The following is a 25,285-nucleotide window of genomic DNA, read 5'->3' on the forward strand; positions in this document are numbered from 1 at the left end:
TATCCCGGAGGAGTCAGTAGCCGGACTCGAAGGCGACCGGCAGGGTCGCGGGCCCGCTGATCCCGGTGATGCTCTTCCAGACCGTCGGGCCGTCGCGGCGCATCGACGGCATCCGCCGAGCCATCGTCGTCAGCGCCTCGGCCAGTTCGATGCGCGCGAGGTGGGCGCCGAGGCAGTAGTGCACACCGCCGCCGAAGGTCAGCATCGGAGCCGCTCCGGTACGGGTGATGTCGAAGCGGTCCGGCTCGGGGTAGACGGCCGGATCGCGGTTGGCGGCCGCGGTATTGGCGATCAGCATCGTGCCGGCCGGCACCACGTGGCCCGCCAGCTCGACGTCCACCTGCGCGATGCGGAAGGTCGAGAAGATGACCGGCGAGAACCGCATGACCTCCTCGACGGCCTGCGGACCCAGCTCGGGGCGCTCGCCGAGCAACGCCCACTGATCGGGGTGGTCGCAGAACACCTCGATGGCGGCGGCCAGCTGGTTGCGCGTCGTGTCGGTGCCCGCCATCAGCAGCGTCGCGGCCAGCGTCAGCAGCTCGTCGTGGCGCAGCCGGTCCCCGTCGTCCTCGGCCCGCATCATGTCCGACAGCAGATCGTCGGTCAGGTGGTCGCGCCGCTGCGCCACCATGGCGTCGAGATAGGCCTCCAGTGCGCGCCAGGCGCGCACGATGTCGGGCTCGTCCTCGGCGAGGTTCCAGTCGAAGAGCTTGAAGATGTCGTCGGCCCACGCGGACAGCCGATCCCAGTCGGCCCGCCGGGTGCCCAGCAGTTCGCAGATGACGGGGACCGGGTACTTGCGGGCGATCTCGGCCACCACATCGCAGCGGCCGACCGCGCAGACGGTGTAGACGAGCTCGGCGACGATGTCGGCGCAGGTGTTGCGCAGGCGTCCGGCGGCCCGCGGGGTGAAGGCCTTCGACACCAGCTTGCGCTGCCGGTGGTGGTCGGGGCCGTCGAGGCTGAGCAGACCGCTGAGCACGATGTCCCACAGCTCGCCGGACGTGATGCCCTGCGCCTCGAGGGTGACGCCCTTGGGCATGGCGAACCGGTCGTCGCGCAGCACGGTACGGACCAGGTCGTAGGTCAGCACCTCGGGTCCGTGCGGTCCGAGGGCGACAGGCCCCTGTCGCCGCGCCTCGCCGATGAGGCGGTGCGCCTCGGCAGGGCCCTCGGCCTGCTCGTAGGCGATCGTCGGGAGCTCGATGTCGAGTGCGTTGGTCATGCTGCATTCCCCGCCGTCGGTGGTGGTTCGACGCACTCCACCGTCGACCACAGGGCGGGGCCGCACATCAGTGGTGCGGTACTGCATTCGGTCGGGCGCCGCTACTGCCGCTACTGAACCATCCGGTACCGGCGTTCGGGGCGGCCCACCCCGTACTGCAGCCGCAGTTCGACAGTGCCGGCGCTCAGATAGTGCTCGAGGTAACGCCGCGCACTGACCCGCGAGATGCCGACCCGATCGGCGCATTCCGCGGCCGACACCTCGCCGGCCTCGCGCACCGCGGCCAGTACCAGCTCGCCGGTCTCCGCGCCCAGGCCTTTGGGTAGCACCTTCGGCGCCGCTGCCGTCGGGCTGCCGAACAGGGAGTCGATCAGCGACTGGTCCACCCCGGCTGCGGATTCCAGCGCATCGGCCCGCGCCGCGAACGCGGCCAGCTTGCCCTGCAACTGCTCGAACTCGAACGGCTTGATCAGGTAGTCGGCCGCACCGCCGTCGAGTGCGCCGCTGACGGTGTCGAGTTCGCGGGCCGCGGTGATCATGATGACCCCGACGCCGTCACCCTCGGACCTCAGGCGCTGCAGCACCTCCAGACCGGTCATGTCCGGCAGGTACACGTCGAGCAGGATCAGGTCGGGCCGCAGCTCCTGCGCCGCCCGCAGCGCGTCGGCGCCGGTGCGCGCCACCCCCACGGTGCGGAACCCGTCCACCCGGTCGACGAAGCGGCGGTGGATCTCGGCGACCATGAAGTCGTCGTCGACGACGAGCACATCACGCATGGGTTCTCGCCCCCTGCAGTCGCACCGTGAAATGCGCTCCGCCGCCCGGCATGTCGGCGACGTCCACGCTCCCACCGTGCTGCGCGGTCACCAGGCGCACCAGCGCCAGACCGATGCCCCGGCCGCCGGGCACATCGGGTTTCGACGTGACGCCGCGCGCGAAGATCGCCTCGCGCAGATTCTCCGGCACGCCGGGCCCGGAGTCGCGCACCTCGATCCGCAGGCCGTCGCCGTCGTCGATCGCCACCTCGACGCGCCGGCGGGCAGACCCGACCGACACGTCCACCGCGTTGTCGATGAGATTGCCCAGCAGGGTGATGACGTCGGTGGCCAACGCCGGGTCGAGCGGGGCGAGATGCGACTCGGGCGCCAACTCCAGCGCCACCCCGCTCTCGGCGGCCAGCGAGGTCTTGGCGATCAGCAGCGCTGCCACCGCGGGGTCGGAAATTCGTTGTGTCACTGCGTCGCTGATCTCGGCGCGGCGGCGCGTCAACGTACCCACCAGATCGCGCACCGCATCGTATTCACCCAGCTGGACCAGCCCGGAGATGGTGTGCAACTGGTTGGCGAACTCGTGCGTCTGCGCGCGCAGCGTGTCGGTCACGCTTTTGTGCGATGACAACTGGCCCTGCAGAGCCGCCAATTCGGTGCTGTCACGCATCGTGGTCACCGTACCGATCCGCTCCCCGCCGCTGGTGGCCGCGCGCCGGCTCAGCGCCAGTACCCGCGTGGTCGTCGCGATCACGGTATCGGTGTCGGATCGGCCGGTCTCGCCGGGCAGCAGCAGCTCCACCACCGACGGGTCGATGCCCACCGTGTCCACCCGTCTGCCGACCGCGTCGGCGCCCACCCCGAGCAACTCCTGGGCGCTGTCGTTGAGCACGGTGATCTCACCGTCGTTGTTCACCGCGATGACGCCCTCACGAATGCTGTGCAGCAACGCTTCCCGATGATCGGCCAGGCTGGCGATCTCGGCCACCTCCAGTCCGCGGGTGTGGCGCTTGATCCGGCGCGACAGCAGATAGGACGCGATCAGCCCGAGGGCGGCGCCGAGCCCCAGATAGAACAGCAGCCGCTCGCCGGCTCCGGACAGCAGCGCCCACACCGACGGGTAACCCTCGCTGACCGACGCGACGGCCAGCACGTCGCCGTCGGTGGACAGGATCGGCACCTGGCCGACCAGGCTGTGGGTGCCGTCGATCTCGGCGTCACCGAACCAGGCCCGGCCCTCGTCGGCCCGGCTCGGCCCCAGGTCGACGTGCGCGCCGAGGCGGGACGGGTCCGACGACACCCGCACCGTGCCGTCCGGGGCGAGGATCTCGGCCAGGCTCGCACCCGAGAGCGCGACCGCGCGGTCGACCTCCGGGGCCAGGGTGCGGCCGACGAACGGATCGGCAGGCACCTGTTCGATCCGGTCCCGCACGATCGGGGTGGACGCCGTGTTCTCCGCGACGGCGATCATCCGCGCACCTCGCGCCTCGCGAAACTCGCTGGTGGACTGTGCCACCGACACGGCGGCGACCGCGACGAGCACCACCGCGACGACCATCAGCTGGAACGCCAGGAACTGCGCGGCCAGGCTGCGGAGCAGCGGGATGTTCTTAATGACCAATACTTCCTTTGCGTACTTATGGGTGACCTGAGTCACTGCCGGGGTCCAGTATTGCTGAGCATCACAAGTGATTGGGGACGACATGTTCACATCCGGCAGCCGTAGACCGAGTATCGGTCTGGTCATCGCCGTGGTCGCCGCGCTGCTGCTCTCGGCGTGCGGCGTCACCCGCGGCGAGGACACCGGATTGCACCGTCTGCGCATGATGGTGCCCAACAGCCCGGGCGGAGGCTACGACCTCACGGCGCGCACCGCGGTCAAGATCATGGAAGACGACAAGATCACCGGCCGTGTCGAGGTCTTCAACGTCATCGGCGCCGGCGGCACGGTCGCCATGGCTCGCCTGATGAACGAGAAGGGCAACGGCGACCTGATGATGATGATGGGCCTGGGCGTGGTGGGCGCGACGTTCACCAACGGCTCGAAGGCCCGCGCCTCCGACGCCACGGCGCTGGCCAAGATGGTGGAGGAGCAGGAAGGCATCCTGGTGCCGGCCGATTCGCCGTTCAAGACGGTCGCGGACTTCGTCGCCGCCTGGAAGGCGAACCCGGCCAAGGTCACCCTCGGCGGCGGCTCGAGCCCGGGCGGACCCGACCACCTGTTCCCGATGGAGACCGCCAAGGCGGTCGGCGTCGATCCGACGAAGGTCAACTTCGTGTCCTACGACGGCGGCGGCGACCTGCTGACCGCGCTGCTGGGCAACAAGATCGCCGCGGGCACCTCCGGGCTCGGCGAATACGTCGACCAGATCGAGTCGGGTCAGGTGCGGGTGCTCGCCGTCTCGGGCGACAAGCGTGTCGAAGGGGTCGACGCCCCGACGCTGAAGGAGGCCGGCATCGACCTGACCTTCACCAACTGGCGCGGAGTGCTTGCGCCGCCGGGAATTTCGGAGGAGGACCGGGCCGCGATGGTCAAGGTGCTCGAGGAACTGCACGCCACCGATGCGTGGAAGGAGGCGCTGGTGAAGAACGGCTGGAGTGACGCCTTCATGACCGGTCAACCGTTCGAGGAGTTCCTCGAGGAACAGGACAAGCGCGTGGAGACGACGCTGACGGATCTGGGGCTGGTATGAGCGACACACAGGAGACCCGGGAGCCGCGCGCCGCGGTCCGTCCGGACTACGCGCAGTACGTCGTCTGCGCGGTGATGGTCATCGTCGGCGCGTTCCTGATCTACGACGGCGTGTCGATGCCCGGTGGCTACGCCGAGGTCGATCCGGTGGGCCCGCGACTGTTTCCGATCGCGATCGGCGTCGGGCTGCTGGTGATGGCCGCCGTGCTGGCGATCGCGATCCCGCGCGGTCTGCGCGGTGAGGCGGACGCGGGGGAGGACATCGACCCCGACATGCCCAGCGACTGGCGCACCGTCGGCCTGCTGGTCGGGTTGTTCGTACTGCTGATCGTGCTCGTCCAGCCGCTCGGCTGGGCCATCGCCGGCGCGCTGTTCTTCGCCGGCTGCGCCACGGTGCTGGGCAGCCGGCACTACGTCCGCAACATCGCCATCGGCGCCGTACTCGCGCTCGGGTCGTTCTACGCGTTCTACTCCGGGCTCGGGATCCCCTTGCCCGCAGGCATTCTGGATGGGATTCTGTAAATGGAGAACTTCGACTGGTTGATGCAGGGGTTCGCCGAGGCCGCCACCCCGATGAACCTGCTGTACGCCGTGATCGGTGTGCTGCTGGGCACCGCGGTCGGCGTCCTGCCGGGCATCGGGCCCGCGATGACGGTGGCGCTGCTGCTGCCGATCACCTACAACGTCAGCCCTAGTGCGGCGTTCATCATGTTCGCCGGCATCTTCTACGGCGGCATGTACGGCGGTTCCACCACGTCGATCCTGCTGAACACGCCGGGTGAATCCTCGTCGGTGATCACCGCGATCGAGGGCAACAAGATGGCCAAGGCCGGCCGCGCCGCCCAGGCGCTCGCCACGGCGGCCATCGGATCCTTCGTCGCCGGGGCGATCGGCACCGCGCTGCTGGCCGCCTTCGCGCCGGCGATCTCGCGGTTCGCGGTGACGCTCGGCGCCCCGTCGTACCTCGCGATCATGTTGTTCGCACTCGTCGCCGTCACCGCGGTGCTCGGCTCGTCGAAAATGCGCGGCCTCATCTCGCTGCTGCTGGGCCTGGCGATCGGCATCGTCGGTATCGACTCGCTGACCGGGCAGCCGCGCGCCACATTCGGCATCCCGCTGCTCAGCGACGGCATCGACATCGTGGTGATCGCGGTCGCGGTGTTCGCCGTCGGCGAGGCGCTGTGGGTGGCCGCCCATCTGCGCCGCCGCCCGGCCGACGTGATCCCCGTGGGCCGGCCGTGGATGAGCAAGCAGGACTTCAAGCGGTCGTGGAAGCCGTGGCTGCGCGGCACCGCGTTCGGATTCCCGTTCGGCGCGTTGCCCGCCGGCGGTGCCGAGCTGCCGACGTTCCTCAGCTACATCACCGAGAAGAAGCTGTCCAAGCATCCCGAGGAGTTCGGCAAGGGCGCCATCGAAGGCGTCGCCGGCCCCGAGGCCGCCAACAACGCTTCTGCGGCAGGCACATTGGTGCCCATGCTGTCGCTGGGCCTGCCGACCAACGCCACCGCCGCGGTGATCCTGACGGCGTTCGTGTCCTACGGCATCCAGCCCGGGCCCACGCTGTTCGAGAAGGAACCGCTGCTGATCTGGACGCTGATCGCGAGCCTGTTCATCGGCAACTTCCTGCTGCTGGTGCTGAACCTGCCGCTGGCGCCGCTGTGGGCCAAGCTGCTGCGCACGCCGCGGCCCTACCTGTACGCCGGCATCCTGTTCTTCGCCACGCTCGGTGCGTTCGCGGTGAACCTGCAACCGCTGGACCTGGTGCTGCTGCTGGTGTTCGGCCTGATGGGTCTGATGATGCGGCGCTTCGGATTACCGGTGCTGCCGTTGATCATCGGGGTGATCCTCGGACCGCGCATCGAACGGCAGCTCCGGCAGAGCCTGCAGCTCGGCGGGGGTGACTGGGGCAGCCTGTTCACCGAGCCCGTCGCGATCGTCACCTACGTGCTGATGGCGCTGCTGCTGCTGGCACCGCTGGTGCTGCGACTGATGCACCGCAGCGAGGAGACGCTGCTGGTGGTCGAGGACGACAAGGACCAGAGGGAGAAGGCGGCGCACTCATGATCGTTGTCGGATACACGGCGGATCGGTTCGGCCACGCCGCCCTCGAGCACGGCATCGNGGCTGTTCTCTCGACCTACCGCCTGCAGATGCGCGGCACCGATCTGTTCGTCATCAACGCGACATCGGGCGAGGCGTACGTCGACTCCCGATTCGCCGGGCAGGACGAGGTGCACGACGTCGAGGCCCGCCTCGCCGAATGCGGGGTCGCCTACGAGCTGGCCCAGCCGGTGGGGGTCGACGCCGTCGACGAACTGCTGACCGCGATGAACCGAGACGAGGCACAGCTGCTGGTGGTCGGCATCCGGCACCGCAGCCCGGTCGGCAAGCTGCTGCTCGGCAGCGTCGCGCAGAAGCTGATCCTCGAGTGCCCGAAGCCGGTGCTGGCGGTCAAGCCGCCGGAGCAGTGACGGTCAGAACGTGACGCGGACGGCGCCGTCGACCACCTCGACCGGATAGCTGCGTACCGAGAGGTCGGCGCCGGATGTCTCACTGCCGGTGGACATGTCGAAGGTGTGGCCGTGCAGCGGGCACACCACCACGCAGTCGTCGGTCAGTCCGTCGGCGAGCGGACCGCCGCGGTGCGGGCAGATCGCGTCGATCGCACGCAGCGACCCGTCGCGCAGCCGGAAGACCGCGACCTGGGTGCCGTCCACGGCGAACGTCCGGCCCTCGCCGATCGGGATCTCCTCGACCCGGCCCACGTCGATGCTCACCCCGACGCTCACCGCACCGGCACCTGGGGCAGCGGCAGCAGCGGCAACGAGGACCGGAACTGGCCCGGGGTCCGGGGTTCCGCGCCGTCGCGCCACGGATCCCGGTACGCATCCACCGATTTCTGCATCCGGGCGTCCAGACCGGCGAGGAAGGCGTCGTCGGCGTCGTCGATCAGCACCGACCGCAGGTGCTCGATCCCGACCCGCGGCACCCACTTGTAGGTCCGCTCCAGCCAATTCGCGCTCTCGCGGTAGTACTGCAGGAAGCGGCCGGTCAGCGTGATCACCTCGTCGGCGGAGTCCACGGTGGCCAGCAGATCGCCCTTGCGAATGTGTGCGCCCGCGGCGCCGCCGACGTAGATCTCCCAGCGACCGCCGTCCACCGCCACCACACCGAGGTCCTTGCAGAGCGCCTCGGCGCAGTTGCGCGGACATCCGGTGACGGCCAGCTTCATCTTCGCCGGGCTGGCCAACCCCTGGTAGCGCTCCTCGATCGCGATGCCCAGTGCGGTCGAGTCGCCCACGCCGTAGCGGCAGAAGTCGCTGCCCACACAGGTTTTCACCGTCCGGAAACTCTTGCCGTACGCGTAGCCCGACGGCATGTCGAGATCCGCCCACACGGCCGGCAGATCCTCCTTGCGCACACCGAGCAGGTCGATCCGCTGCCCGCCGGTCAGCTTGATCATCGGGATCGCGTACTTCTCGGCCACGTCGGCGATCGCGCGCAGCTGGGCAGCATCGGTGACGCCGCCCTTCATCTGCGGCACCACCGAGAACGTGCCGTCACGCTGAATGTTGGCGTGCACCCGGTCGTTGATGAAGCGGGCGTCGCGCTCGTCGACGAACTCGTCGGCCCACATCATCTCCAGCAGCGACGCCAACGCCATCTTCGACCCGGCGTCCTCTCTGCCGTCGGGTGCCAGCGCGGCGAACACCGAGGACACCGAATGCAATTCGAGTTCCCGGATGTGGTGCATCAGCGTCGGCTTGTCGTACGGGATGCCGGGCACATACCAGGACGCCGACGGATCCTCGGTGACCGCGCCGCCGGCCGCCCATTCGACCACCTGGCACACCAGCTCCTTGCAGGAGCCACAGCCCTTGCCCGCCTTGGTTTTCGCCATCACGCCGGCCACCGACGTCTCGCCGTCTCGCACGCAGGACACCAGTGCGCCCTTGGACACGCCGTTGCAGTTGCACACCTGCGCGTCGTCGGCCAGTTCGGCGACGCCGACGCCGACCTCGGGGGTGCCGATGTCGAACATCAGCGCCACCCGTTCATCGGGCAGCGGCAGGCCGCTGTCGAACGCCTGGGTCAGGAACGACACCTTCGAGACGTCGCCGACGAGGGTGGCGCCCACGAGCTTGCCGTCGCGGATCACCACGGTCTTGTAGACGCCGTGCTTGGGCTCGCTGTACTGCACGAACTCGTCGTCGGGATGTTCGGGTGCCTTGACGCCCATCGATGCGACGTCGACACCGGCCACCTTCAGCTTCGTCGCGACCCGCGAACCGTGGTAGGACGACGTCACATCCGCGCCGGTGAGGTGGTCGGCCAGCACCTTGGCCTGCTCCCACAGCGGCGCCACCAGTCCGTAGACCTGGCCGCGGTGCTGGGCGCACTCGCCGACGACGTAGACGTCGTCTTCGTCCACCGAGCGCATGTGGTCGTCGGTGACGATGGCACGCTCGACGGTCAGACCGGCCCGCTGAGCCAGACCGACATTGGGGCGGATACCGGCGGCGATCACCAGCATGTCGCAGTCCAGCTCGGAGCCGTCGGAGAACCGGATCCGGCTCAGGCGGCCGTCGGTGACGACCACCTCGGTGGTGCGTGTGTCGGTGTGCACGCCGATCCCCAACGACTCCACGGATTTCCGCAGGATCGATCCCGCCGGGTCGTCGAGTTGCGCGTTCATCAGCGTGGGTCCGGCGTGGACGACGTCGACCGTCAGCCCCCGGTTCTGCAGGCCGCGGGCGGCCTCCAGCCCCAGCAGTCCGCCGCCGATGACGACGGCCTTGCTGCGGGTGCCCGCCTCGGCGATCATCGCCGCGGTGTCGTCGAGGGTGCGGAAACCGAACACGCCGTCGGCCAGCGTCTTGTCGTCGGCCCACAGCCCCGTCATCGGCGGGAAGAAAGACCGGCTGCCGGTGGCGAGGATGAGTTTGTCGTAGTGCAGCGTGGTGCCGTCGTCGGCGTGCACCAGATGCGCGTACGTGTCCAGACGGACCACGCGCACCCCGGCCCGCAGGTCGATGTCGTTGTCGGCGTACCAGTCCAGCGTGTTGAGGTAGATCTGGGTCGGATCATCGGATCCGGCAAGCACATTGGACAGCAGGATGCGGTTGTAGTTGCCGTAGGGCTCGTCGCCGAACACGGTGATCTGAAACTGCTCACCGCCGCCGCGGGCCAGGATCTCCTCGAGTGCGCGGACGCCGGCCATCCCGTTGCCGACGACCACCAGGCGCTGCGCCACGGTCAGACCTCCACCAGGCCGAGGTCGACGATCACCGTTCCGCTCAGCCCGTCGGGCGCGACCACGTACAGCTCGAGCACGGTGTCGGCCAGCAGGTCCTCCACCACGCGCAGCGCGACATGGGTGGCGCCCCTGGCGGCGATCGGGAAGTACCGCATCGGCACACCGTCGCGGTACAGAACCACGCTGATCATCTGCTTCGTCGAGTTGCCGCCGCGGAAGTAGACCGGCTGCGCCGTGGCGCCGGCGGGCACCACGTACCGCAGCGCGTCGTCGAGGGGCACCGGTTTGTCGTAGCCGCTGCCGTCGAACGCGAAAGCGCCTTGCAGGAAACGGGGACTGCTTCCGTCGGTCATGACTGCAAGCTAGGAGCCGCGTGTTTCCGGGTCGTTTCGCCGGGAAGTCACACGTGGATCTCCCTGATCACAGTGGGCACCGCCTCACGGTGAGCCGTCCGGCGGTGTGAGGGCGAGTTTTCCCCCGTGTCATCGACGTGCAACGGGCAGGGAATGACCTGCGCTTTCACTGGGGCCATGGCAACAGACACATCGCGGACAGCCCGTCAGCGCGATATCGAGCACTGGGACCCCGAGGATGTCGAGGCGTGGGAGTCCGGCGGTAGACAGATCGCCAAACGCAACCTGATCTGGTCGGTCGTCGCCGAACACGTCGGGTTCTCGGTCTGGTCGATCTGGTCGGTGATGGTGCTGTTCATGCCGCAGAACGTCTACGGCATCGACGCGGCGGGCAAGTTCTATCTGGTCGCCATGCCGACGCTGATCGGCGCTTTCATGCGTATCCCGTACACGATCGCGCCCGCCCGGTTCGGTGGCCGCAACTGGACGATCGTCAGCGCGCTGCTGCTGCTCATCCCGACCCTGTTGGCGCTGTACTTCATGAAGAACCCGGCGTCCTACACCACCTACATGGTGATCGCCGCGTTCGCGGGACTCGGCGGCGGCAACTTCGCCTCGTCGATGACGAACATCAACGCGTTCTATCCGCAGCGCCTCAAGGGATGGGCGCTGGGCCTCAACGCCGGCGGCGGCAACATCGGTGTGCCCGTCATCCAGCTGATCGGGCTGCTGGTGATCGCGACGCTGGGCAACACCCGGCCCGAAATCGTCTGTGCCGTCTACCTCGTCGCGATCAGCGTGGCGGCGCTGGGCGCCGCGATGAACATGGACAACCTGCGCAACCAGAAGTCCAACCTCGGCGCGCTGGTGGAGGCGTTGCGGTTCAAGCACTCCTGGGTGATGAGCTTCCTCTACATCGGCACCTTCGGCTCGTTCATCGGCTTCTCGTTCGCGTTCGGTCAAGTCCTGCAGATCAACTACCTCGCGTCCGGGGACAACGCCGCACAGGCGTCCCTGCACGCCGCCCAGATCGCGTTTCTCGGGCCGCTGCTCGGCTCGATCGCCCGCCCGTTCGGCGGCAAGCTCGCCGATCGCATCGGCGGCGGGAGGATCACGCTCTACACGTTTGTGGCGATGATGTTCGCGGCGGGCATCCTCGTCGCCGCCGGCACGCTGGACGACGCTCAGCAGGGCGCACCCAGCGGCGGCCAGATGGTGGGCTACGTCGCGGGTTTCATGCTGCTGTTCGTGCTGTCGGGCATCGGCAACGGCTCCACCTACAAGATGATCCCGTCGATCTTCGAGGCGAAGGCGCAGGGTCGTGACGATCTCGACCGCGAGGGGAAGGCCGCGTGGTCGCGGGCGATGTCGGGGGCACTCATCGGTTTCGCCGGCGCGGTCGGCGCGCTGGGCGGGGTGTTCATCAACATCGTGCTGCGTGCGTCCTACGTCAGCGACGCCAAGTCGGCGACCACCGCGTTCTGGGTGTTCCTGGTCTTCTACGTGGTGTGCGCCGTCGTCACCTGGTTCGTGTTCCTGCGCCTGCGAGAGCAGCGGGCACACAGCGGAGAGCACGTCGGGCGCGCATCCACGCCGGTGCCCGCCGGATAGCCATGATCCGGACCGCCTGCTCGTATTGCGGGGTCGGGTGCGGGATCTCCGTGGAGACCCGCATCGACCCCGCGACGGGTGCGCCGGTGATCGCCAGGGTCGCCGGGGACAAGTTGCACCCCACCAATGCGGGACGGCTGTGCACCAAGGGTGCGACGCACGCGGAGATGATGGCCGCCACCGACGGCCGGTTGACGACGGCGCTGCTGCGACCGTCCCGCGACGCCGACCCGGTGGCCGCCGACGTCGACGACGCACTCGCCGAGGCGGGCCGGCGGCTGCGTGCCATCGTCGACGAACACGGACCCGACGCGGTGGCCCTGTATGTGTCGGGGCAGATGTCGATCGAATCGCAATACCTGGCAACCAAACTCGCCAAGGGGTTTCTGCGCACCCTGCACCTGGAATCCAACTCGCGGCTGTGCATGGCCAGTGCCGGCACCGGCTACAAGCAGTCCCTCGGCGCCGACGGACCACCGGGCTCCTACACCGACTTCGACTGCACCGACCTGTTCTTCGTCATCGGCTCCAACACGGCCGACTGTCATCCGATCCTGTTCCTGCGGATGGCCGACCGACTCAAGGCCGGGGCCAGGCTGATCGTCGTCGACCCCCGCCGCACCACCACCGCCGAGAAGGCCGACCTCTACCTGCAGATCCGGCCCGGCACCGATCTTGCGCTGCTCAACGGCATCCTGCATCTGCTCGTCGAGAACGGCGCCGTCGACGAACAGTTCATCGCCGAACACACCGAGGGCTGGGAGGCGATGCCGCCGTTCCTCGCCGACTATCCACCCGACCGGGTCGCCGCGATCACCGGACTCGCCGAAGCCGACATCCGCACCGCCGCCGCGATGATCGCCGATGCAGGGGAGTGGATGACCCTGTGGACGATGGGGCTCAACCAGAGCACCCACGGCACCTGGAACACCAACGCGATCTGCAACCTGCACCTGGCCACCGGCGCGATCTGCCGGCCGGGCAGTGGACCGATGTCGCTGACCGGGCAGCCGAACGCGATGGGCGGACGGGAGATGGGCTACATGGGGCCCGGCCTCCCGGGGCAGCGGGTGGTGTTCTCGGCCGAGGACCGGGCGTTCGTCGAAGCGCGGTGGGAGGTCGAACCCGGCACGGTTCGGGCTGCCGCCGGACCCGGCACCGTCGAGATGTTCCGGCGGCTCGCCGCGGGGGAGATCAAGGCGGTGTGGATCATCTGCACCAATCCGGTTGCCAGCGTCGCGAATCGGGACACCGTGATGGCGGGGCTGCGCGCCGCCGAGTTGGTGATCGCCCAGGACGCCTACGCCGACACGGCCACCACCCGCTACGCCGACATCGTGCTACCCGCCACGCTGTGGGCCGAGGCCGACGCGGTGATGGTGAACTCCGACCGCACGCTGACACTGCTTGCGCAGTCCATCCCGCCGGCCGGGGACGCGCGACCGGACTGGGAGCTGATCTGCGGCGTGGCACGCCACCTCGGTTTCGGCGATGCCTTCGACTACAAGTCGAGCGAGGAGATCTTCGACGAGATCCGCCGGTTCGCCAACCCGCGCACCGGGTACGACCTGCGCGGCGTCAGCTATGAGCGACTGCGTGGCGCGCCGGTGCAGTGGCCGTGCCCGCCGCAGGACAGTCCGGGCGGGTCACCCGATCGCAACCCGATCCGCTACCTCAACGACGGTGTCTCGCAGACGCTGTTCACCGATGCCGACGGGCGCCGGCCGCGGCTGGCGTTCGCCACCGCGTCCCGGCGCGCGGTGTTCCTGCCCCGGCCGCACATGGACGCGGCCGAACTGCCCGACGACGACTACCCGATGGTCCTCAACACCGGTCGGCTGCAACACCAGTGGCACACCATGACCAAGACCGGAAAGGTGGACAAGCTCAACAAGCTCAACCCCGGCCCGTTCATCGAGATCCACCCCGACGACGCCGCGGCACTCGACATCACCGACGGGCGCGACGTGGAGGTGGTGTCGCGGCGGGGGCGGGCCGTTCTGCCCGCTGTGGTGACCGACCGGGTGCGGCCGGGTGACACGTGGGTGCCGTTCCACTGGAACGACGAACACGGCGAGCACCTGACCGTCAACGCGCTGACCAACGACGCCGTCGACCCCGATTCGCTGCAACCCGAGTTCAAGGTCTGCGCCGTGTCGCTACGGCCGGTGCCGGTCACCGCCCCGGACCTCACCGAGCACGAGAACCTCTATCTGCAGGGCTTCTTCGCCGGTATCGAGCAGGGGCGTCCGGGCGTGCCCGTGCTGCCCGCGGACGCGCCGGTGAGCGCGCGCACCCGGATGTACATGGACGGCGTGCTGGCAGGCCGGTACGCGCGCGCGCCCGAGGCGCCGGCGACCGCGGGCCCACTGGTGCTGTGGGCCTCGCAGACCGGCACGGCCGAGGAGTTCGCGGCCACACTGGGCCGACGCCTCGCGGCCGGGCGATTGTCGGCGATGGACGACGTCGACCCCGCCGAGCTGGCCGGCGCCGGTGACGTCGTGATCGTCACCAGCACGTTCGGCGACGGTGGGCCCCCGGACAACGGTGCCTCGTTCTGGGAGCGGCTGGCGTCGCCGGATGCGCCCGCACTGGACGGCGTGCGCTACACGGTGCTCGGCCTCGGCGACCGCTCGTACGACAACTTCTGCGGGCACGCCAAATCGCTGGACGCTCGGCTCGCCGACCTGGGAGCGACCCGGGTGCTCGACCGGGCCGAGTGCGAGGCCTACGACGACGAACCGATGGCGCGGTGGGCGGACTCGGTCGCCGAGGTGATGTCCACGGCGCCCGCCGATCCGGTACCGGCGGCCCCGGCTGCGCCGGCGATCTTCACCCGGGCGCACCCGGTGTCGGCCCCGCTGTGCCGCAACGGTCGGCTGACTCCGGCCGACGCGGCCAAGGAGGTGCGGCAGTTCGGATTCGACCTCAGTGCCCACGATGTCACGTATGCGGCCGGCGACTCGCTCGGCGTGTTCGTCGCCAACTCGGCCTTTGCCGTCGAGAAGTGGCTGTCGGCAACAGGTTTCACCGGCAGTGAGGATGTGTTCGTCGACGGCGCCCGGATGTCGTTGCGGGAGGCGCTGATCGGGCACTACGACATCTGCAAGGTGACGTCGAATCTGGTCAGCTTCGTCGCCGAGCAGTGTCCGGACCCCGCGGTCGGGCGTCTGCGCCGGGATCGTGCCGCGCTGGACAGATGGTCGGTGAACCGGAACGGCCTCGACCTGGTGGCGGAGTTCGGTGTGCGCGCGGACGTGGAACTGTGGCAGGAGGTGCTGGTGCGGCTGACGCCGCGGCAGTACTCGATCTCGTCGAGCCCGCTGGTCAGCCCGCACGAGGTGCAGCTGACCGTGTCGGTGGTGCGGTACCGCGGGCCGGACGGCAGCCCACGAGGCGGGGTCGGCTCGACGTATCTGGCCGATCTTCCCGACGGGACGCCGGTGTCGGTGTTCCTGCAGCGCTCGCCGCACTTCCGTCCGCCGCGGGATGCGGGGACGCCGATGATCATGGTGGGGCCGGGGACCGGCATCGCGCCGTTCCGCGCGTTCCTGCAGGAGCGCCGGGCGCTGGGGCACAGCGGCCCCAACTGGCTGTTCTTCGGCGACCGGCACCGCGCGCAGAACTTCTACTACCGCGACGATCTGCTCGACATGGTCGACGACGGGTTCCTCAACCGGTTGGATCTGGCGTTCTCCCGCGACCAGGAGCAGCGGGTGTACGTGCAGCACAAGATGCTCGACTACGGCGCCGACGTCTGGCGCTGGCTCGAGGACGGGGCGCACCTTTACGTCTGCGGGGACGCCACCCGGATGGCCAAGGACGTCGACGACGCGCTGACGGCCATCATCCGGACCCACGGCGGAATGAACGAGGAGGCCGCCCGGGCGTACAAGCGAGAACTGGTGGGGGACAAGCGCTACGTGCGCGACGTTTACTGATCTCGTCTTCCGGTTTTGTCGGTGGTCGAATGTATGTTCGAGTCATGTCGACGGGGGATCTGCGGGCCGCGGTGGCCGCGGTGGTGGCCGCCGTCGACGAACTGGCCGCCGCGGACTGTGATTTGGCGACCCGTGCTGAGCTCGTGGATGTCTTGGACGAGCTGGAAACCGTGGGGTGTCGGCTGCCCGCCCTGCGGCATCGGCTGTTGGCGCGGCTGCAGGTGGAGACCACCCCGCAGCATATGGGTGCCAAGAACTGGAAGGACGTGCTAGCGATCCGGTGGCGCATCTCCACGTCCGAGGCGCACCGCCGGTTGACCGAGGCGGCGCTGTTGGCGCCGCGTCAACCGGTGACCGGGCCGCCGCTGCCGCCGGTGTTGCATGCCACCGCGGTCGCCCAGGAAAAGGGGTTGATCAACGCCGAGCATGTCGAGGTGATCCGCAAAGCCGTCGATAAACTGCCCGGGTTCGTCGACACCACCACCCGCGACCAGTTCGAGGTCGACCTGGTCCGTACCGCGGTCGGGGTGGGTCCCAAAGAGTTGCGCGACGCCGCGGACCTGACGTTGTTCAAGCTCGATCAGGACGGCCCTCCACCTGATGAGCACGAACGGGCCCGTACCCGCGGGGTGACCAAACACCAGCAGCGCCGCGACGCGATGACCGACCTGGCCGCCCGGCTCACCCCCGAGGCGTGGGCGGTCTGGGAGGTGCTGTTCGCCAAATACGCCGCCCCGGGCATGTGCAACCCCGACGACGCCGAACCGTGCACCTCCGGGACACCGACCCAAGCCCAGATCGACAACGATCACCGCAGCCTGGCTCAACGCCAACACGACGCCCTACTCGCCGTCGGACGGATCGCGCTGATGAGCGGCGATCTGGGTCAGTTGAATGGGTTACCGGTGTCGGTGATCATCCGCACCACCCTCCAAGACCTGGAATCCCGGGCCGGGATCGGCGTCACCGGCGGCGGCACCCGCCTCCCCATCCGCGACGTCATCAAGATGGCCGGCCACGCCAACCACTACCTCGCCGTGTTCGANCCCGGGCCGGGATCGGCGTCACCGGCGGCGGCACCCGCCTCCCCATCCGCGACGTCATCAAGATGGCCGGCCACGCCAACCACTACCTCGCCGTGTTCGACCGCGCCACCGGCTCCGCGCTGGACCTGTTCCGCACCCGACGGGTCGCCTCGCCGGCGCAGCGGATCATGCTCATCGCCCGCGACGGCGGCTGCACGAAACCGTGCTGCACCGTGGGCGCCTACGGGTCTCAGGCCCATCACGCGACCACCGACTGGGCCGCCGGCGGGCTCACCAACGTCAACGACCTCGGTTTGGCCTGCCCGCCGGACAACCGCGCGGTGAAAGAAGGCGGCTGGAGCACCGCGATGAACGGCCGCCACGAGGTCGAATGGACCCCACCCCCGCACCTGGACACCGGCCAAACCCGCATCAACACCTACCACCGCCCCGAACTGCTGCTACGCCCACCCGACGACGACCAACCCGCCGGCGACAACGCCGCACCCGCCGCACGGGCCGAGCCGGTCGCACCGACCGACGCCGAACCACCCACCTCAGCCGACGACCCCGCCCAACCCGGCGGACCCGCACCACCCGGCGACCAGGCGGCCTGACCGCCGCAGGGGGACGGCACTGGTATGGATTCCGGATTAAGCGTCGATTCGTGTTGCGCGCCAACAGGTTAACGATGATCAGCGTCGCACTCGAGGAACGTCGCATTCTTTGAGTAAGTGTTCCGATCGCTTCCTCTCGTGTTCGGCGATCCGCCGCCCGTCAGGCGTTGCTGTGGCAGCTGCGACCCCTTTGTCGGTGAGGTTCAACCACAGGCGGCCGAACCATGCGATCGGTTCGTCATAGTGCGCGACATAGCTGCGCTGCAGTTCTTCGAGCGATTCATTGAGCGACTCGCAGACGAACTCGCCGTTGTCCGGATAGCCCGTTTCGGCCAGGCCGTCCTCAACGAGCGTGCGGATGACAGCAATCGTGACAGCCTGCAACTCGGTCACATCTGCGTCCGGAAGCTCCTGCTCGACGAGCCAATGGATCCGGGGCAGGTCTTTACAGTCGACAAGGCCGTCCAGCAGTACCTGGTGCCGTAAACCTTCGAGTGCCGTGCTCATCTTTGGAATCTCGGTGTTCGATATCGTCGCCGGGTCATGCGCCGGCTCCGATCGTCAGGAATGGCGAAGATCCCGCATAGATCAGCCTTGATCACGTTCAGAACGAATTGCATCCGGCCGCTCCCGCTCGTGCTCAGCTACCCGTAGCCCCTCGGGTGTCGACGTTGCGATTTGAACGCCCTTCTCGGTTAATTTGATCCAGCAGCTCCAGATCCATTCGGATGGCTCGTCGTAACGATCAAAGAACGTGCGTTTGACCTCCCGAAGAGTTTCCGCGAAGGGCTCTACAACGAAGGTGTCGTCGTCCTGGCCGGGATAACCGGTGACGACTAGGCCATCGTCTACCAACGATTGCAGTACGTCGACTATTGCGCGCTGCCGCTCCGACAGCGATGCGCTGGGGAGGCGTTCCAAGGCTTGAGAGTTGATATGCCCCGTGTTGATGGGCATCACAAGGGCATCTAGAAGCAAGTCAGAACGCAACACGTCAAAGTTCGCTTTCACAGACGCCCCCTCTACCTCGATGCTCGACGTCCCCGTTCTATATCTCAGACAGAGTCGGCGTCACAAAACACCGCTCACCACCAGAGGCCCTCGAGTCGGTCGCTGAAAGCTGTGTCCCGATCGGTATAGCCCGCATTCATTCCGGTGACCGCTGCGGTGGACTGACAGCGCTACAGGATCGACAGACAGAATCCCCACGACGGAAAGCGTAATCGGCTCAACCGGAGGGCTTCGACACCAAGTTCCGACGGTCGCGAACAGCGCCAGTCCAGCGGGCGCCACACGCAGGAAGAAGAAAAGTGTCCGAGGGGGGACTTGAACCCCCACGCCCGTTAATAGGGCACTAGCACCTCAAGCTAGCGCGTCTGCCATTCCGCCACTCGGACCAGTTCGAAGGCAGCTTAGGTTAACGGATCGGCGGCCTCGGACCCAAACCGGGACCGGGTGGTAGGAAAGGGAGCGTGAGCGGTCCCCAGACTCCCAGCGACGAGGTCGTCGACATCGTCAGTGCCCTCATCCGCTTCGACACCTCCAACACCGGCGAACTCTCCACCACCAAAGGTGAGGCCGAGTGCGCCCGATGGGTCGCCGAGCAGCTGGAGGAGGTCGGGTTCACCTGCGAATACATCGAGGCGGGCGCGCCAGGCCGGGGCAACGTGTTCGCCCGCCTCAAGGGCGCCGACCCGTCCCGCGGTGCGCTGATGCTGCACGGCCACCTCGACGTGGTGCCCGCCGAAGCGTCCGACTGGAGCGTGCACCCGTTCTCCGGCGCCGTCGAGGACGGCTACGTATGGGGCCGCGGCGCGGTCGACATGAAGGACATGGTCGGGATGATCATCGCGGTCGCCCGGCACTTCAAGCGGGCCGGCATCGTCCCGCCCCGTGACCTGGTGTTCGCCTTCGTCTCCGACGAGGAGGCCGGCGGCAACTACGGCTGCAAATGGCTCGTCGAGAACCGCCCCGACCTGTTCGACGGCGTCACCGAGGCGGTCGGCGAGGTCGGCGGCTTCTCGCTCACCGTGCCCCGCCGCGACGGCGGCGACCGCCGGCTCTACCTCATCGAGACCGCCGAGAAGGCGATGATGTGGATGCGCCTGACCGCCCGCGGCCACGCCGGCCACGGATCCATGGTGCACAACGACAACGCCGTCACCGCCGTCGCCGAGGCCGTTGCCAAACTGGGCCGCCACCGCTTCCCGATCGTGCTGACCGAATCGGTCGAGCAGTTCCTCGCCGCGGTCAGCGAGGAGACCGGCTACAGCTTCGACCCCACCTCGCCCGACATCGACGGCGCCGTCGCCAAGCTCGGCTCGATCGCCAAGATCGTCGGCGCCACCCTGCGCGACACCGCGAACCCGACGATGCTCAAGGCCGGCTACAAGGCCAACGTCATCCCCGGCACCGCCGAGGCGGTCGTGGACTGCCGGGTGCTGCCCGGCCGGCTCGCCGAGTTCGAGCGGGAAGTCGACGAACTCATCGGCCCCGACGTCACGCGCGAGTGGATCACCGAATTGCCCTCGTACGAAACACCATTCGACGGCGAGCTGCTCGAAGCGATGAACGCCGCCATCCTGGCCGCCGACCCCGACGCCCGCACCGTGCCCTACATGCTCTCCGGCGGCACCGACGCCAAGCACTTCGCCCGGCTGGGCATCCGCTGCTTCGGGTTCGCGCCGCTGCGACTGCCGCCCGACCTGGACTTCGCCGCGTTGTTCCACGGCGTCGACGAACGGGTACCCGTGGACGCGCTGACCTTCGGTGCGCAGGTACTCGAGCACTTCCTCCTGCACAGCTGACAAACCACCACCGCGAAAGGACTGTGTCACATGGCTTTTGACTACGATCCCTACTCCTTCCTGCCGGAGCTGCCCAGCTTCACGCTGACCTCGCAGTCCTTCACCGACGGCGCGGTCTGGGGCAACGACCAGGTCAGCGGCATCATGGGCGCCGGTGGCAACGACGTGTCCCCGCAGCTAAGCTGGTCGGGCTTCCCCGAGGAGACCCGCAGCTTCGCCGTCACCGTGTACGACCCCGACGCGCCCACCGGCTCCGGCTTCTGGCACTGGGCGGTGTTCAACCTGCCCGCCACGGTCACCGATCTGCCTGCCGGCGTCGGCGACGGCAGCAGCCAGGGATTCCCCGGTGACGCCGTCACGCTGTCCAACGACGCCGGTCTCAAGCGGTTCATCGGCGCCGCGCCGCCGCCCGGGCACGGGCCGCACCGCTACATCGTCGCCGTGCACGCGGTCGACGTCGAGAAGCTCGACGTGCCGGCCGAGGCCACGCCGGCCTATCTGGGCTTCAACCTGTTCAGCCACGCGATCGCCCGCGCGCTGATCACCGGCACGTACGAGAACAAGGGCTGAGTCAGCCGGCCGCCGATCCGACGGCCTCGGCGAGGCTGCGAAAACCGTTGGCGTGCAGCCGGTAAGCGATCCCGTCGTTGACCGACCTCGCCCACAGGCCACCGCCGTAGACGAAGCCGGTGTAGCCCTGCAGCAGTGACGCCCCCGAGGTGATGCGCTCCCATGCGTCGTCGGCGGTCTCGATGCCGCCGACGCTGATCAGCACCAGGGAGCTGCCGACGCGCCGGTGCAGCCGGCGCAGCACCTCCAGCGAGCGGTGCGCCACCGGCGGGCCGGAGATGCCGCCGGCGCCCATCTCGTCGACGCCGGGGGTCCGCAGGCCGACGCGCGAGATCGTCGTGTTCGTCGCGACGATGCCGGCCAGCCCCAATTCGACGGCCAGATCGGCGATCTCGTCGATGTCGTCGTCGGCGAGGTCCGGCGCGATCTTCACCAGCACCGGGGTGGACGTCGCGGCGACCACCGCCGCCAGGATCGGGCGCAGCGACTCCACCGACTGCAGGTCGCGCAGCCCCGGCGTGTTCGGCGAGCTGACGTTGACCACCAGATAGGCGCACAGCGGACCGAGAAGCCGTGCGCCCTCGGCGTAGTCGTCGACCGCCCGCTCGGGCGGGGTCACCTTGTTCTTGCCGATGTTCACGCCGATCGGCACATCGGGATGCGCGCGGGCCAGTGTCCGGACCATCGCCGCCGCGCCGTGGTTGTTGAAGCCCATCCGGTTCAGCAGCGCCCGGTCGTCGGGCAGCCGGAACAGTCGCGGCGCCGGATTGCCCGGCTGCGGACGCGGGGTGACCGTGCCGACCTCGGCGTGGCCGAAGCCCAGCGCGCCCCACGTGTGCACGCCCAGACCGTCCTTGTCGAAGCCGGCCGCCAACCCGAGCGGGGCGGGGAACCGGACCCCGAAGACCGTGCTCGCCAGCGCCGGGTCGTAGCGCAACAGTCTGCGCGCCAAGGCTTTTCGCGCGACGGGCGGCGCCGTCGCGGCTCGCAGGCCGGCGAAGACCACCGTGTGGATGCGTTCTGGGGGAACCAGGAACATCGCGCGCCGCAGCGCGGCGTACATCACAGCGCCGGCTGGTCGGGGCCCTGCAGGGCGTCCCCGCGCTTCTTGCGGCGCAGCAGCACCCGCCGGCTGCCGTCGGTGTAGAGCCGCACGCGGGTCAACTCCCAGCCGCGGTACTCGGCCTCGATGGACAGCCGCACCGATGCGCTGACGCGGGTGACATCGGGCGGCAGCCGCAGCGGGATCCATTCGTACTCGCCCGGATCGTCGGCGACGGCCTGGCTCCAGGCTGCGGGCATCCGCCCGCGCGAACCCGCACTCACTGTGCTCTGCTCTTCGCGCAAGCGCTCATCACTGTGCCGCCCCCGGGATCATCTGGACACCGCCGCCTGTGCCCGACACCACGTACAGGGTGCCGGACGTGTCGTCGAAAGCCAGCGTATTGGGTTGCTGCACGGTTCGATATCGCACCTTCTCGACGGGAATCCCGGTCGCCAGATCGTAACCAACGACGGTGTTCGTCGCCGTCTGGGCAACCCAGGCGAGTCCGGATTTCTTCCCGCCCGACGCCGTCAGACCGTAGGGCGCATCGGGCACGGGGTAGCGCTGCCGCAGCATCAGCGGGTCCACGCCGTAGACCAGCAGTTCGCCGCCGCGGGTGTCGGCGACCAGCACCCGGCCGTTCGGGTCGGCGGCCATCGTGGTGGCGCCCTCGCCCGCGCGCAGCGCGTGCTCGGCGCTGGTGCCGTCGGTGTTGAGGCTGGTCACCGAGGTCTGCCCGCGGTCGAGCACCACGGCGGTGTCGCCCTGGGTGACGAGGCCGTCGACGCGGGCGAAGATCTTCAGCGACGCACCGACCGCGGTGTCCGACGACAGCGTGTACACCGTGCCGTCGGCGCTGCCGAGCACCAGCCGGCCGTCGCCGCGGCGGGCGATCGCGGTGAAGTCGACATCGTCGTGGTCGGCCACCGCCACCCGGGTGGCCCGGCGCGCCGCGACGTCGATCATGAAGTAGCCGCCGCGGGTGGCCACCGCCACCCGGCCGGGGCCGTCTGCGGTCATCGCGGTCGCGCCGCCGGTCAGTCCGATCGGGGTGGCCGCGCCGCCGGGGGCGATCGTCGTCACCGTGGCGCGGTCCGGGGCGGCGGCGCCGAGCGTGACCAGCGAGCGGGTCGAGGTGTCGAACACCGCCGCCCGGGCGCCCGCGGGCAGCGGGAACACCGTGCCGGGCAGGCCCGCGGTGGCCGGGGGAGAGTCGGCCGCACGCGCCGGCGCGATGGTCGGCGGCGGCGCGTCGGCCGGATTCGACGAACACCCGGCGACCAGCACGATTGCCGAGAACGCGAGGCCGAGGCGAACCGGCTGGGAAAGAGGGTTTGAACGGCGCTGCAATGGGTAGCTTCCGGTCGTGCGTTCAGATCTTGATCGAACAGCCAGTGTAAGCACCCCGGTCGGACACGGCCGGTGGCATCTGCGGGGCGCGGTGGCCCGCGCGGCGGTATGGTACATACCATGACCCTCGCGACGGACCGCGTAGTGACCCCGGAGGGCTTCGCGGTCGAGGACATCACCACTGGCGTCCACGCCAGCGGCTTCGGCCAGGTGGGTGACGGCCGTAGTTTCTCCTTCCACATCGAGCGTCACGAGCTGGTCGTCGAGGTCTACCGCCCGCGGCTGCGCGGGCTGGTGCCCCAGAGTGAGGACGTCGTCGCGGTCGCGACACGCAAGCTCACCGACATCGATCTGACCGACGAGCGGAGCATGACCGCCGTCGTGCGCGACGCGGTCGCCGCGGCGCATCCGGTGCCGCGGACCGGTCGCTGACCCTGCCCTCACGGTACGGTCGTCGTCGTGACGGACGTCCCTGCCATGTCGTGGCTTCAGGTCGTGGTCCTGTCGGTACTGCAGGGGCTCACCGAATTCCTGCCGGTGTCCTCCTCGGGGCATCTGGCGATCGCCTCCCGGATCTTCTTCGACGACGACGCCGGCGCGTCCTTCACCGCGGTGAGCCAGCTGGGCACTGAAGCGGCCGTGCTGCTGTACTTCGCCCGCGACATCGGACGGATCATCAAGGCCTGGTTCAACGGCCTGTTCGTCGCCGCCCACCGCAGCAGCGACTACTGGCTGGGCTGGTGGGTCATCATCGGCACCCTCCCCATCGGGGCGGTCGGCCTGCTGTTCAAAGACCAGATCCGCACGGGCGCACGCAATCTCTGGCTGGTCGCGACGGCATTGATCGTCTTCTCCGCGGTGATCGCCGCGGCCGAGTACTACGGCAGGCAGACCCGTCGCGTCGAGCAACTGACGTGGCGCGACAGCGTGACAGTCGGCCTGGCGCAGTGTCTGGCGCTGGTGCCGGGGGTGTCGCGGTCCGGCGCCACCATCAGCGCCGGGTTGTTCCTCGGCATGGACCGCGAGCTGGCGGCACGGTTCGGCTTCCTGCTCGCCATCCCCGCGGTGTTCGCCTCGGGACTGTTCTCGCTGCCCGACGCCTTCGCACCCGTCGGGGAGGGGATGAGCGCGACCGGACCGCAGCTGCTCGTCTCGACCGTGATCGCGTTCGTCGTCGGATTCGCCGCGGTGGCGTGGTTTCTGCGGTTCCTGGTGCGCCACAGCATGTACTGGTTCGTCGGCTACCGCGTGCTGCTCGGCACCGTGGTGCTGATCCTGCTCGGCACCGGGGTGGTGGCGGCGACATGACCGTTCTGCTGCTGCGCCACGGCCGTTCGACGTCGAACACCGCGCACACGCTGGCCGGCCGGTCCGAAGGCGTCGACCTCGACGACCGCGGCCGCGAACAGGCCGAGTCGCTCGTCGAACGCCTCGGCTCACTGCCCATCCGCGCGATCGTGCGGTCGCCGCTGCTGCGGTGCGGCCGCACCGTGGAACCGCTGGCCGCCGCGCTGGGCGTGGAGCCGGTGATCGACGACCGGATCGCCGAGGTCGACTACGGCTCGTGGACGGGACGCAAGATCGGCGAGCTGGTCAAGGAACCGCTGTGGGCGGTGGTGCAGCAGCAGCCCAGCGCCGCGGTGTTCCCCGACGGCGAGGGTCTGGCCGCCGTCCAGGCGCGAGCGGTGTCCGCTGTGCGCGAACACGACCGCCGGCTGGCCGAGGAGCACGGCGGCGACGCGCTGTGGGTCGCCTGCACCCACGGCGACGTGATCAAGGCGGTGCTGGCCGACGCGCTCGGCAGCCATCTGGACAGCTTCCAGCGCATCAACGCCGATCCCGCATCGGTCAGCGTGGTCCGCTACACGGCGGTGCGCCCGTTCGTGATCCACGTCAATCACACCGGCTCGGCGCTGAACTCCGCGTTGATCGCCCCGCCGCCGCCCGAGAAGACCGACGACGTGCCCGCCGGAGACGCCGTGGTCGGCGGTTCTGCCGGGTGAGCCGCGCACGGTATTTTGGAAC

General features: G+C 68.9%; 22 protein-coding genes, 1 tRNA gene and 3 pseudogenes. 14 read left to right on the forward strand and 12 right to left on the reverse strand.

The window, feature by feature from the left end:
• Window positions 1–13: 13 nt before the first annotated feature.
• The 3 genes from MCHLDSM_RS15100 to MCHLDSM_RS15110 all read right to left on the reverse strand — a co-directional run bounded on the left by MCHLDSM_RS15100 (window position 14) and on the right by MCHLDSM_RS15110 (window position 3,550).
• Window positions 14–1,225 (reverse strand): cytochrome P450, encoded by a 1,212-nt coding sequence (locus tag MCHLDSM_RS15100; protein ID WP_048471126.1) that lies wholly within the window; start codon window positions 1,223–1,225, stop codon window positions 14–16.
• A gap of 110 nt (window positions 1,226–1,335) precedes the next feature.
• Window positions 1,336–2,001: a response regulator gene (locus MCHLDSM_RS15105; RefSeq protein WP_048470834.1), complete on the reverse strand. Its 666-nt coding sequence runs from the start codon at window positions 1,999–2,001 to the stop codon at window positions 1,336–1,338.
• A complete protein-coding gene (locus MCHLDSM_RS15110; protein WP_234714030.1) occupies window positions 1,994–3,550 on the reverse strand; it encodes a sensor histidine kinase in 1,557 nt (518 codons plus the stop codon). Before MCHLDSM_RS15110 ends, MCHLDSM_RS15105 begins: the two co-directional genes overlap by 8 nt.
• A 145-nt stretch (window positions 3,551–3,695) precedes the next feature.
• On the opposite strand from MCHLDSM_RS15110, the gene MCHLDSM_RS15115 reads away from it, so the two are divergent.
• The 5 genes and pseudogenes from MCHLDSM_RS15115 to MCHLDSM_RS15130 all read left to right on the forward strand — a co-directional run.
• Window positions 3,696–4,685, forward strand: a complete 990-nt coding sequence (locus MCHLDSM_RS15115; RefSeq protein ID WP_048470835.1) for a Bug family tripartite tricarboxylate transporter substrate binding protein — start codon at window positions 3,696–3,698, stop codon at window positions 4,683–4,685.
• Window positions 4,682–5,206, forward strand: coding sequence for a tripartite tricarboxylate transporter TctB family protein (locus tag MCHLDSM_RS15120; protein WP_048470836.1), 525 nt, complete (start codon window positions 4,682–4,684; stop codon window positions 5,204–5,206). Before MCHLDSM_RS15115 ends, MCHLDSM_RS15120 begins: the two co-directional genes overlap by 4 nt.
• Complete coding sequence (locus tag MCHLDSM_RS15125; protein ID WP_048470837.1) at window positions 5,207–6,748, forward strand: tripartite tricarboxylate transporter permease; 1,542 nt, start codon at window positions 5,207–5,209, stop codon at window positions 6,746–6,748.
• Window positions 6,745–6,805 (forward strand): annotated as a pseudogene (locus MCHLDSM_RS39345) (universal stress protein); the annotation flags it as partial. The gene MCHLDSM_RS15125 and the pseudogene MCHLDSM_RS39345, both read left to right, overlap by 4 nt.
• A 1-nt stretch (window position 6,806) precedes the next feature.
• Window positions 6,807–7,155: pseudogene (locus MCHLDSM_RS15130) on the forward strand (universal stress protein); the annotation flags it as partial.
• A 3-nt stretch (window positions 7,156–7,158) separates the two neighbouring features.
• Here MCHLDSM_RS15130 and nirD read toward each other — a convergent pair.
• The 3 genes from nirD to MCHLDSM_RS15145 are packed head-to-tail and all read right to left on the reverse strand — an operon-like array spanning window position 7,159 to window position 10,294.
• Complete coding sequence (gene nirD / locus MCHLDSM_RS15135; protein WP_048471128.1) at window positions 7,159–7,461, reverse strand: nitrite reductase small subunit NirD; 303 nt, start codon at window positions 7,459–7,461, stop codon at window positions 7,159–7,161.
• A gap of 8 nt (window positions 7,462–7,469) precedes the next feature.
• Complete coding sequence (gene nirB / locus MCHLDSM_RS15140; RefSeq protein ID WP_048470839.1) at window positions 7,470–9,938, reverse strand: nitrite reductase large subunit NirB; 2,469 nt, start codon at window positions 9,936–9,938, stop codon at window positions 7,470–7,472.
• A 2-nt stretch (window positions 9,939–9,940) separates the two neighbouring features.
• On the reverse strand, window positions 9,941–10,294 hold the full coding sequence (locus tag MCHLDSM_RS15145) for a hypothetical protein (RefSeq protein WP_048470840.1): 354 nt from the start codon (window positions 10,292–10,294) through the stop codon (window positions 9,941–9,943).
• 177 nt (window positions 10,295–10,471) lie between these two features.
• On the opposite strand from MCHLDSM_RS15145, the gene MCHLDSM_RS15150 reads away from it, so the two are divergent.
• The 4 genes and pseudogenes from MCHLDSM_RS15150 to MCHLDSM_RS39355 form a co-directional block, all read left to right on the forward strand.
• Entirely contained in the window at window positions 10,472–11,905 is a 1,434-nt protein-coding gene (locus MCHLDSM_RS15150; RefSeq protein WP_048470841.1) for a nitrate/nitrite transporter, read from the forward strand.
• 2 nt (window positions 11,906–11,907) lie between these two features.
• Window positions 11,908–15,846 carry a bifunctional nitrate reductase/sulfite reductase flavoprotein subunit alpha gene (locus tag MCHLDSM_RS15155; RefSeq protein ID WP_048470842.1) on the forward strand — a complete coding sequence of 1,313 codons (3,939 nt, stop codon included), beginning with the start codon at window positions 11,908–11,910 and terminating at the stop codon, window positions 15,844–15,846.
• Window positions 15,847–15,875: 29 nt separating this feature from the next.
• Window positions 15,876–16,891: DUF222 domain-containing protein (locus tag MCHLDSM_RS39350; RefSeq protein ID WP_234713987.1), on the forward strand; the 1,016-nt coding region annotated here is incomplete at its 3' end.
• Between the two features lies 1 nt (window position 16,892).
• Window positions 16,893–17,488 (forward strand): annotated as a pseudogene (locus MCHLDSM_RS39355) (DUF222 domain-containing protein); the annotation flags it as partial.
• Between the two features lie 78 nt (window positions 17,489–17,566).
• Here the strand turns inward: MCHLDSM_RS39355 and MCHLDSM_RS15165 are convergent.
• The 3 genes from MCHLDSM_RS15165 to MCHLDSM_RS15175 form a co-directional block, all read right to left on the reverse strand.
• A complete protein-coding gene (locus MCHLDSM_RS15165; RefSeq protein WP_053082999.1) occupies window positions 17,567–17,995 on the reverse strand; it encodes a hypothetical protein in 429 nt (142 codons plus the stop codon).
• A gap of 81 nt (window positions 17,996–18,076) precedes the next feature.
• Complete coding sequence (locus tag MCHLDSM_RS15170; protein WP_060937614.1) at window positions 18,077–18,499, reverse strand: hypothetical protein; 423 nt, start codon at window positions 18,497–18,499, stop codon at window positions 18,077–18,079.
• Between the two features lie 300 nt (window positions 18,500–18,799).
• A tRNA-Leu gene (locus tag MCHLDSM_RS15175) sits at window positions 18,800–18,885 on the reverse strand.
• Between the two features lie 75 nt (window positions 18,886–18,960).
• On the opposite strand from MCHLDSM_RS15175, the gene MCHLDSM_RS15180 reads away from it, so the two are divergent.
• Window positions 18,961–20,295 (forward strand): M20/M25/M40 family metallo-hydrolase, encoded by a 1,335-nt coding sequence (locus MCHLDSM_RS15180; protein WP_048470844.1) that lies wholly within the window; start codon window positions 18,961–18,963, stop codon window positions 20,293–20,295.
• A 30-nt stretch (window positions 20,296–20,325) separates the two neighbouring features.
• Complete coding sequence (locus MCHLDSM_RS15185; RefSeq protein ID WP_048421292.1) at window positions 20,326–20,865, forward strand: YbhB/YbcL family Raf kinase inhibitor-like protein; 540 nt, start codon at window positions 20,326–20,328, stop codon at window positions 20,863–20,865.
• Window position 20,866: 1 nt separating this feature from the next.
• Here the strand turns inward: MCHLDSM_RS15185 and MCHLDSM_RS15190 are convergent, their stop codons facing one another.
• The 3 genes from MCHLDSM_RS15190 to MCHLDSM_RS15200 are packed head-to-tail and all read right to left on the reverse strand — an operon-like array spanning window position 20,867 to window position 23,260.
• A complete protein-coding gene (locus tag MCHLDSM_RS15190) occupies window positions 20,867–21,928 on the reverse strand; it encodes a quinone-dependent dihydroorotate dehydrogenase (protein WP_048470845.1) in 1,062 nt (353 codons plus the stop codon).
• Complete coding sequence (locus tag MCHLDSM_RS15195; RefSeq protein WP_048470846.1) at window positions 21,928–22,191, reverse strand: DUF5703 family protein; 264 nt, start codon at window positions 22,189–22,191, stop codon at window positions 21,928–21,930. The genes MCHLDSM_RS15190 and MCHLDSM_RS15195 overlap by 1 nt, the downstream gene beginning before the upstream one ends.
• Window positions 22,192–22,219: 28 nt before the next feature.
• On the reverse strand, window positions 22,220–23,260 hold the full coding sequence (locus tag MCHLDSM_RS15200) for a YncE family protein (protein ID WP_048470847.1): 1,041 nt from the start codon (window positions 23,258–23,260) through the stop codon (window positions 22,220–22,222).
• A 120-nt stretch (window positions 23,261–23,380) separates the two neighbouring features.
• On the opposite strand from MCHLDSM_RS15200, the gene MCHLDSM_RS15205 reads away from it, so the two are divergent.
• From MCHLDSM_RS15205 to MCHLDSM_RS15215, 3 genes are read left to right on the forward strand one after another with little or no spacing between them, the layout of a single operon-like run.
• A complete protein-coding gene (locus tag MCHLDSM_RS15205) occupies window positions 23,381–23,692 on the forward strand; it encodes a hypothetical protein (protein ID WP_197044815.1) in 312 nt (103 codons plus the stop codon).
• A 45-nt stretch (window positions 23,693–23,737) separates the two neighbouring features.
• Entirely contained in the window at window positions 23,738–24,568 is an 831-nt protein-coding gene (locus tag MCHLDSM_RS15210) for an undecaprenyl-diphosphate phosphatase (protein ID WP_048470848.1), read from the forward strand.
• On the forward strand, window positions 24,565–25,263 hold the full coding sequence (locus MCHLDSM_RS15215; protein WP_048470849.1) for a histidine phosphatase family protein: 699 nt from the start codon (window positions 24,565–24,567) through the stop codon (window positions 25,261–25,263). The genes MCHLDSM_RS15210 and MCHLDSM_RS15215 overlap by 4 nt, the downstream gene beginning before the upstream one ends.
• Window positions 25,264–25,285: the final 22 nt, after the last annotated feature.

Source organism: Mycolicibacterium chlorophenolicum (genome assembly GCF_001044235.1).
Lineage (GTDB): Bacteria > Actinomycetota > Actinomycetes > Mycobacteriales > Mycobacteriaceae > Mycobacterium > Mycobacterium chlorophenolicum.

Excerpts from the sequence above, each read along its gene's own strand:
- MCHLDSM_RS15100 (WP_048471126.1), bottom strand. The coding sequence starts at position 1,225 with ATGACCAACGCACTCGACATCGAGCTCCCGACGATCGCCTACGAGCAG.
- MCHLDSM_RS15205 (WP_197044815.1), top strand. The coding sequence starts at position 23,381 with ATGACCCTCGCGACGGACCGCGTAGTGACCCCGGAGGGCTTCGCGGTC.
- MCHLDSM_RS15190 (WP_048470845.1), bottom strand. The coding sequence starts at position 21,928 with ATGTACGCCGCGCTGCGGCGCGCGATGTTCCTGGTTCCCCCAGAACGC.
- MCHLDSM_RS15210 (WP_048470848.1), top strand. The coding sequence starts at position 23,738 with ATGTCGTGGCTTCAGGTCGTGGTCCTGTCGGTACTGCAGGGGCTCACC.
- MCHLDSM_RS15120 (WP_048470836.1), top strand. The coding sequence starts at position 4,682 with ATGAGCGACACACAGGAGACCCGGGAGCCGCGCGCCGCGGTCCGTCCG.
- MCHLDSM_RS15145 (WP_048470840.1), bottom strand. The coding sequence starts at position 10,294 with ATGACCGACGGAAGCAGTCCCCGTTTCCTGCAAGGCGCTTTCGCGTTC.
- MCHLDSM_RS15165 (WP_053082999.1), bottom strand. The coding sequence starts at position 17,995 with ATGAGCACGGCACTCGAAGGTTTACGGCACCAGGTACTGCTGGACGGC.
- MCHLDSM_RS15105 (WP_048470834.1), bottom strand. The coding sequence starts at position 2,001 with ATGCGTGATGTGCTCGTCGTCGACGACGACTTCATGGTCGCCGAGATC.
- MCHLDSM_RS15110 (WP_234714030.1), bottom strand. The coding sequence starts at position 3,550 with ATGGTCGTCGCGGTGGTGCTCGTCGCGGTCGCCGCCGTGTCGGTGGCA.
- MCHLDSM_RS15185 (WP_048421292.1), top strand. The coding sequence starts at position 20,326 with ATGGCTTTTGACTACGATCCCTACTCCTTCCTGCCGGAGCTGCCCAGC.
- MCHLDSM_RS15150 (WP_048470841.1), top strand. The coding sequence starts at position 10,472 with ATGGCAACAGACACATCGCGGACAGCCCGTCAGCGCGATATCGAGCAC.
- MCHLDSM_RS15125 (WP_048470837.1), top strand. The coding sequence starts at position 5,207 with ATGGAGAACTTCGACTGGTTGATGCAGGGGTTCGCCGAGGCCGCCACC.
- MCHLDSM_RS15155 (WP_048470842.1), top strand. The coding sequence starts at position 11,908 with ATGATCCGGACCGCCTGCTCGTATTGCGGGGTCGGGTGCGGGATCTCC.
- MCHLDSM_RS15115 (WP_048470835.1), top strand. The coding sequence starts at position 3,696 with ATGTTCACATCCGGCAGCCGTAGACCGAGTATCGGTCTGGTCATCGCC.
- MCHLDSM_RS15215 (WP_048470849.1), top strand. The coding sequence starts at position 24,565 with ATGACCGTTCTGCTGCTGCGCCACGGCCGTTCGACGTCGAACACCGCG.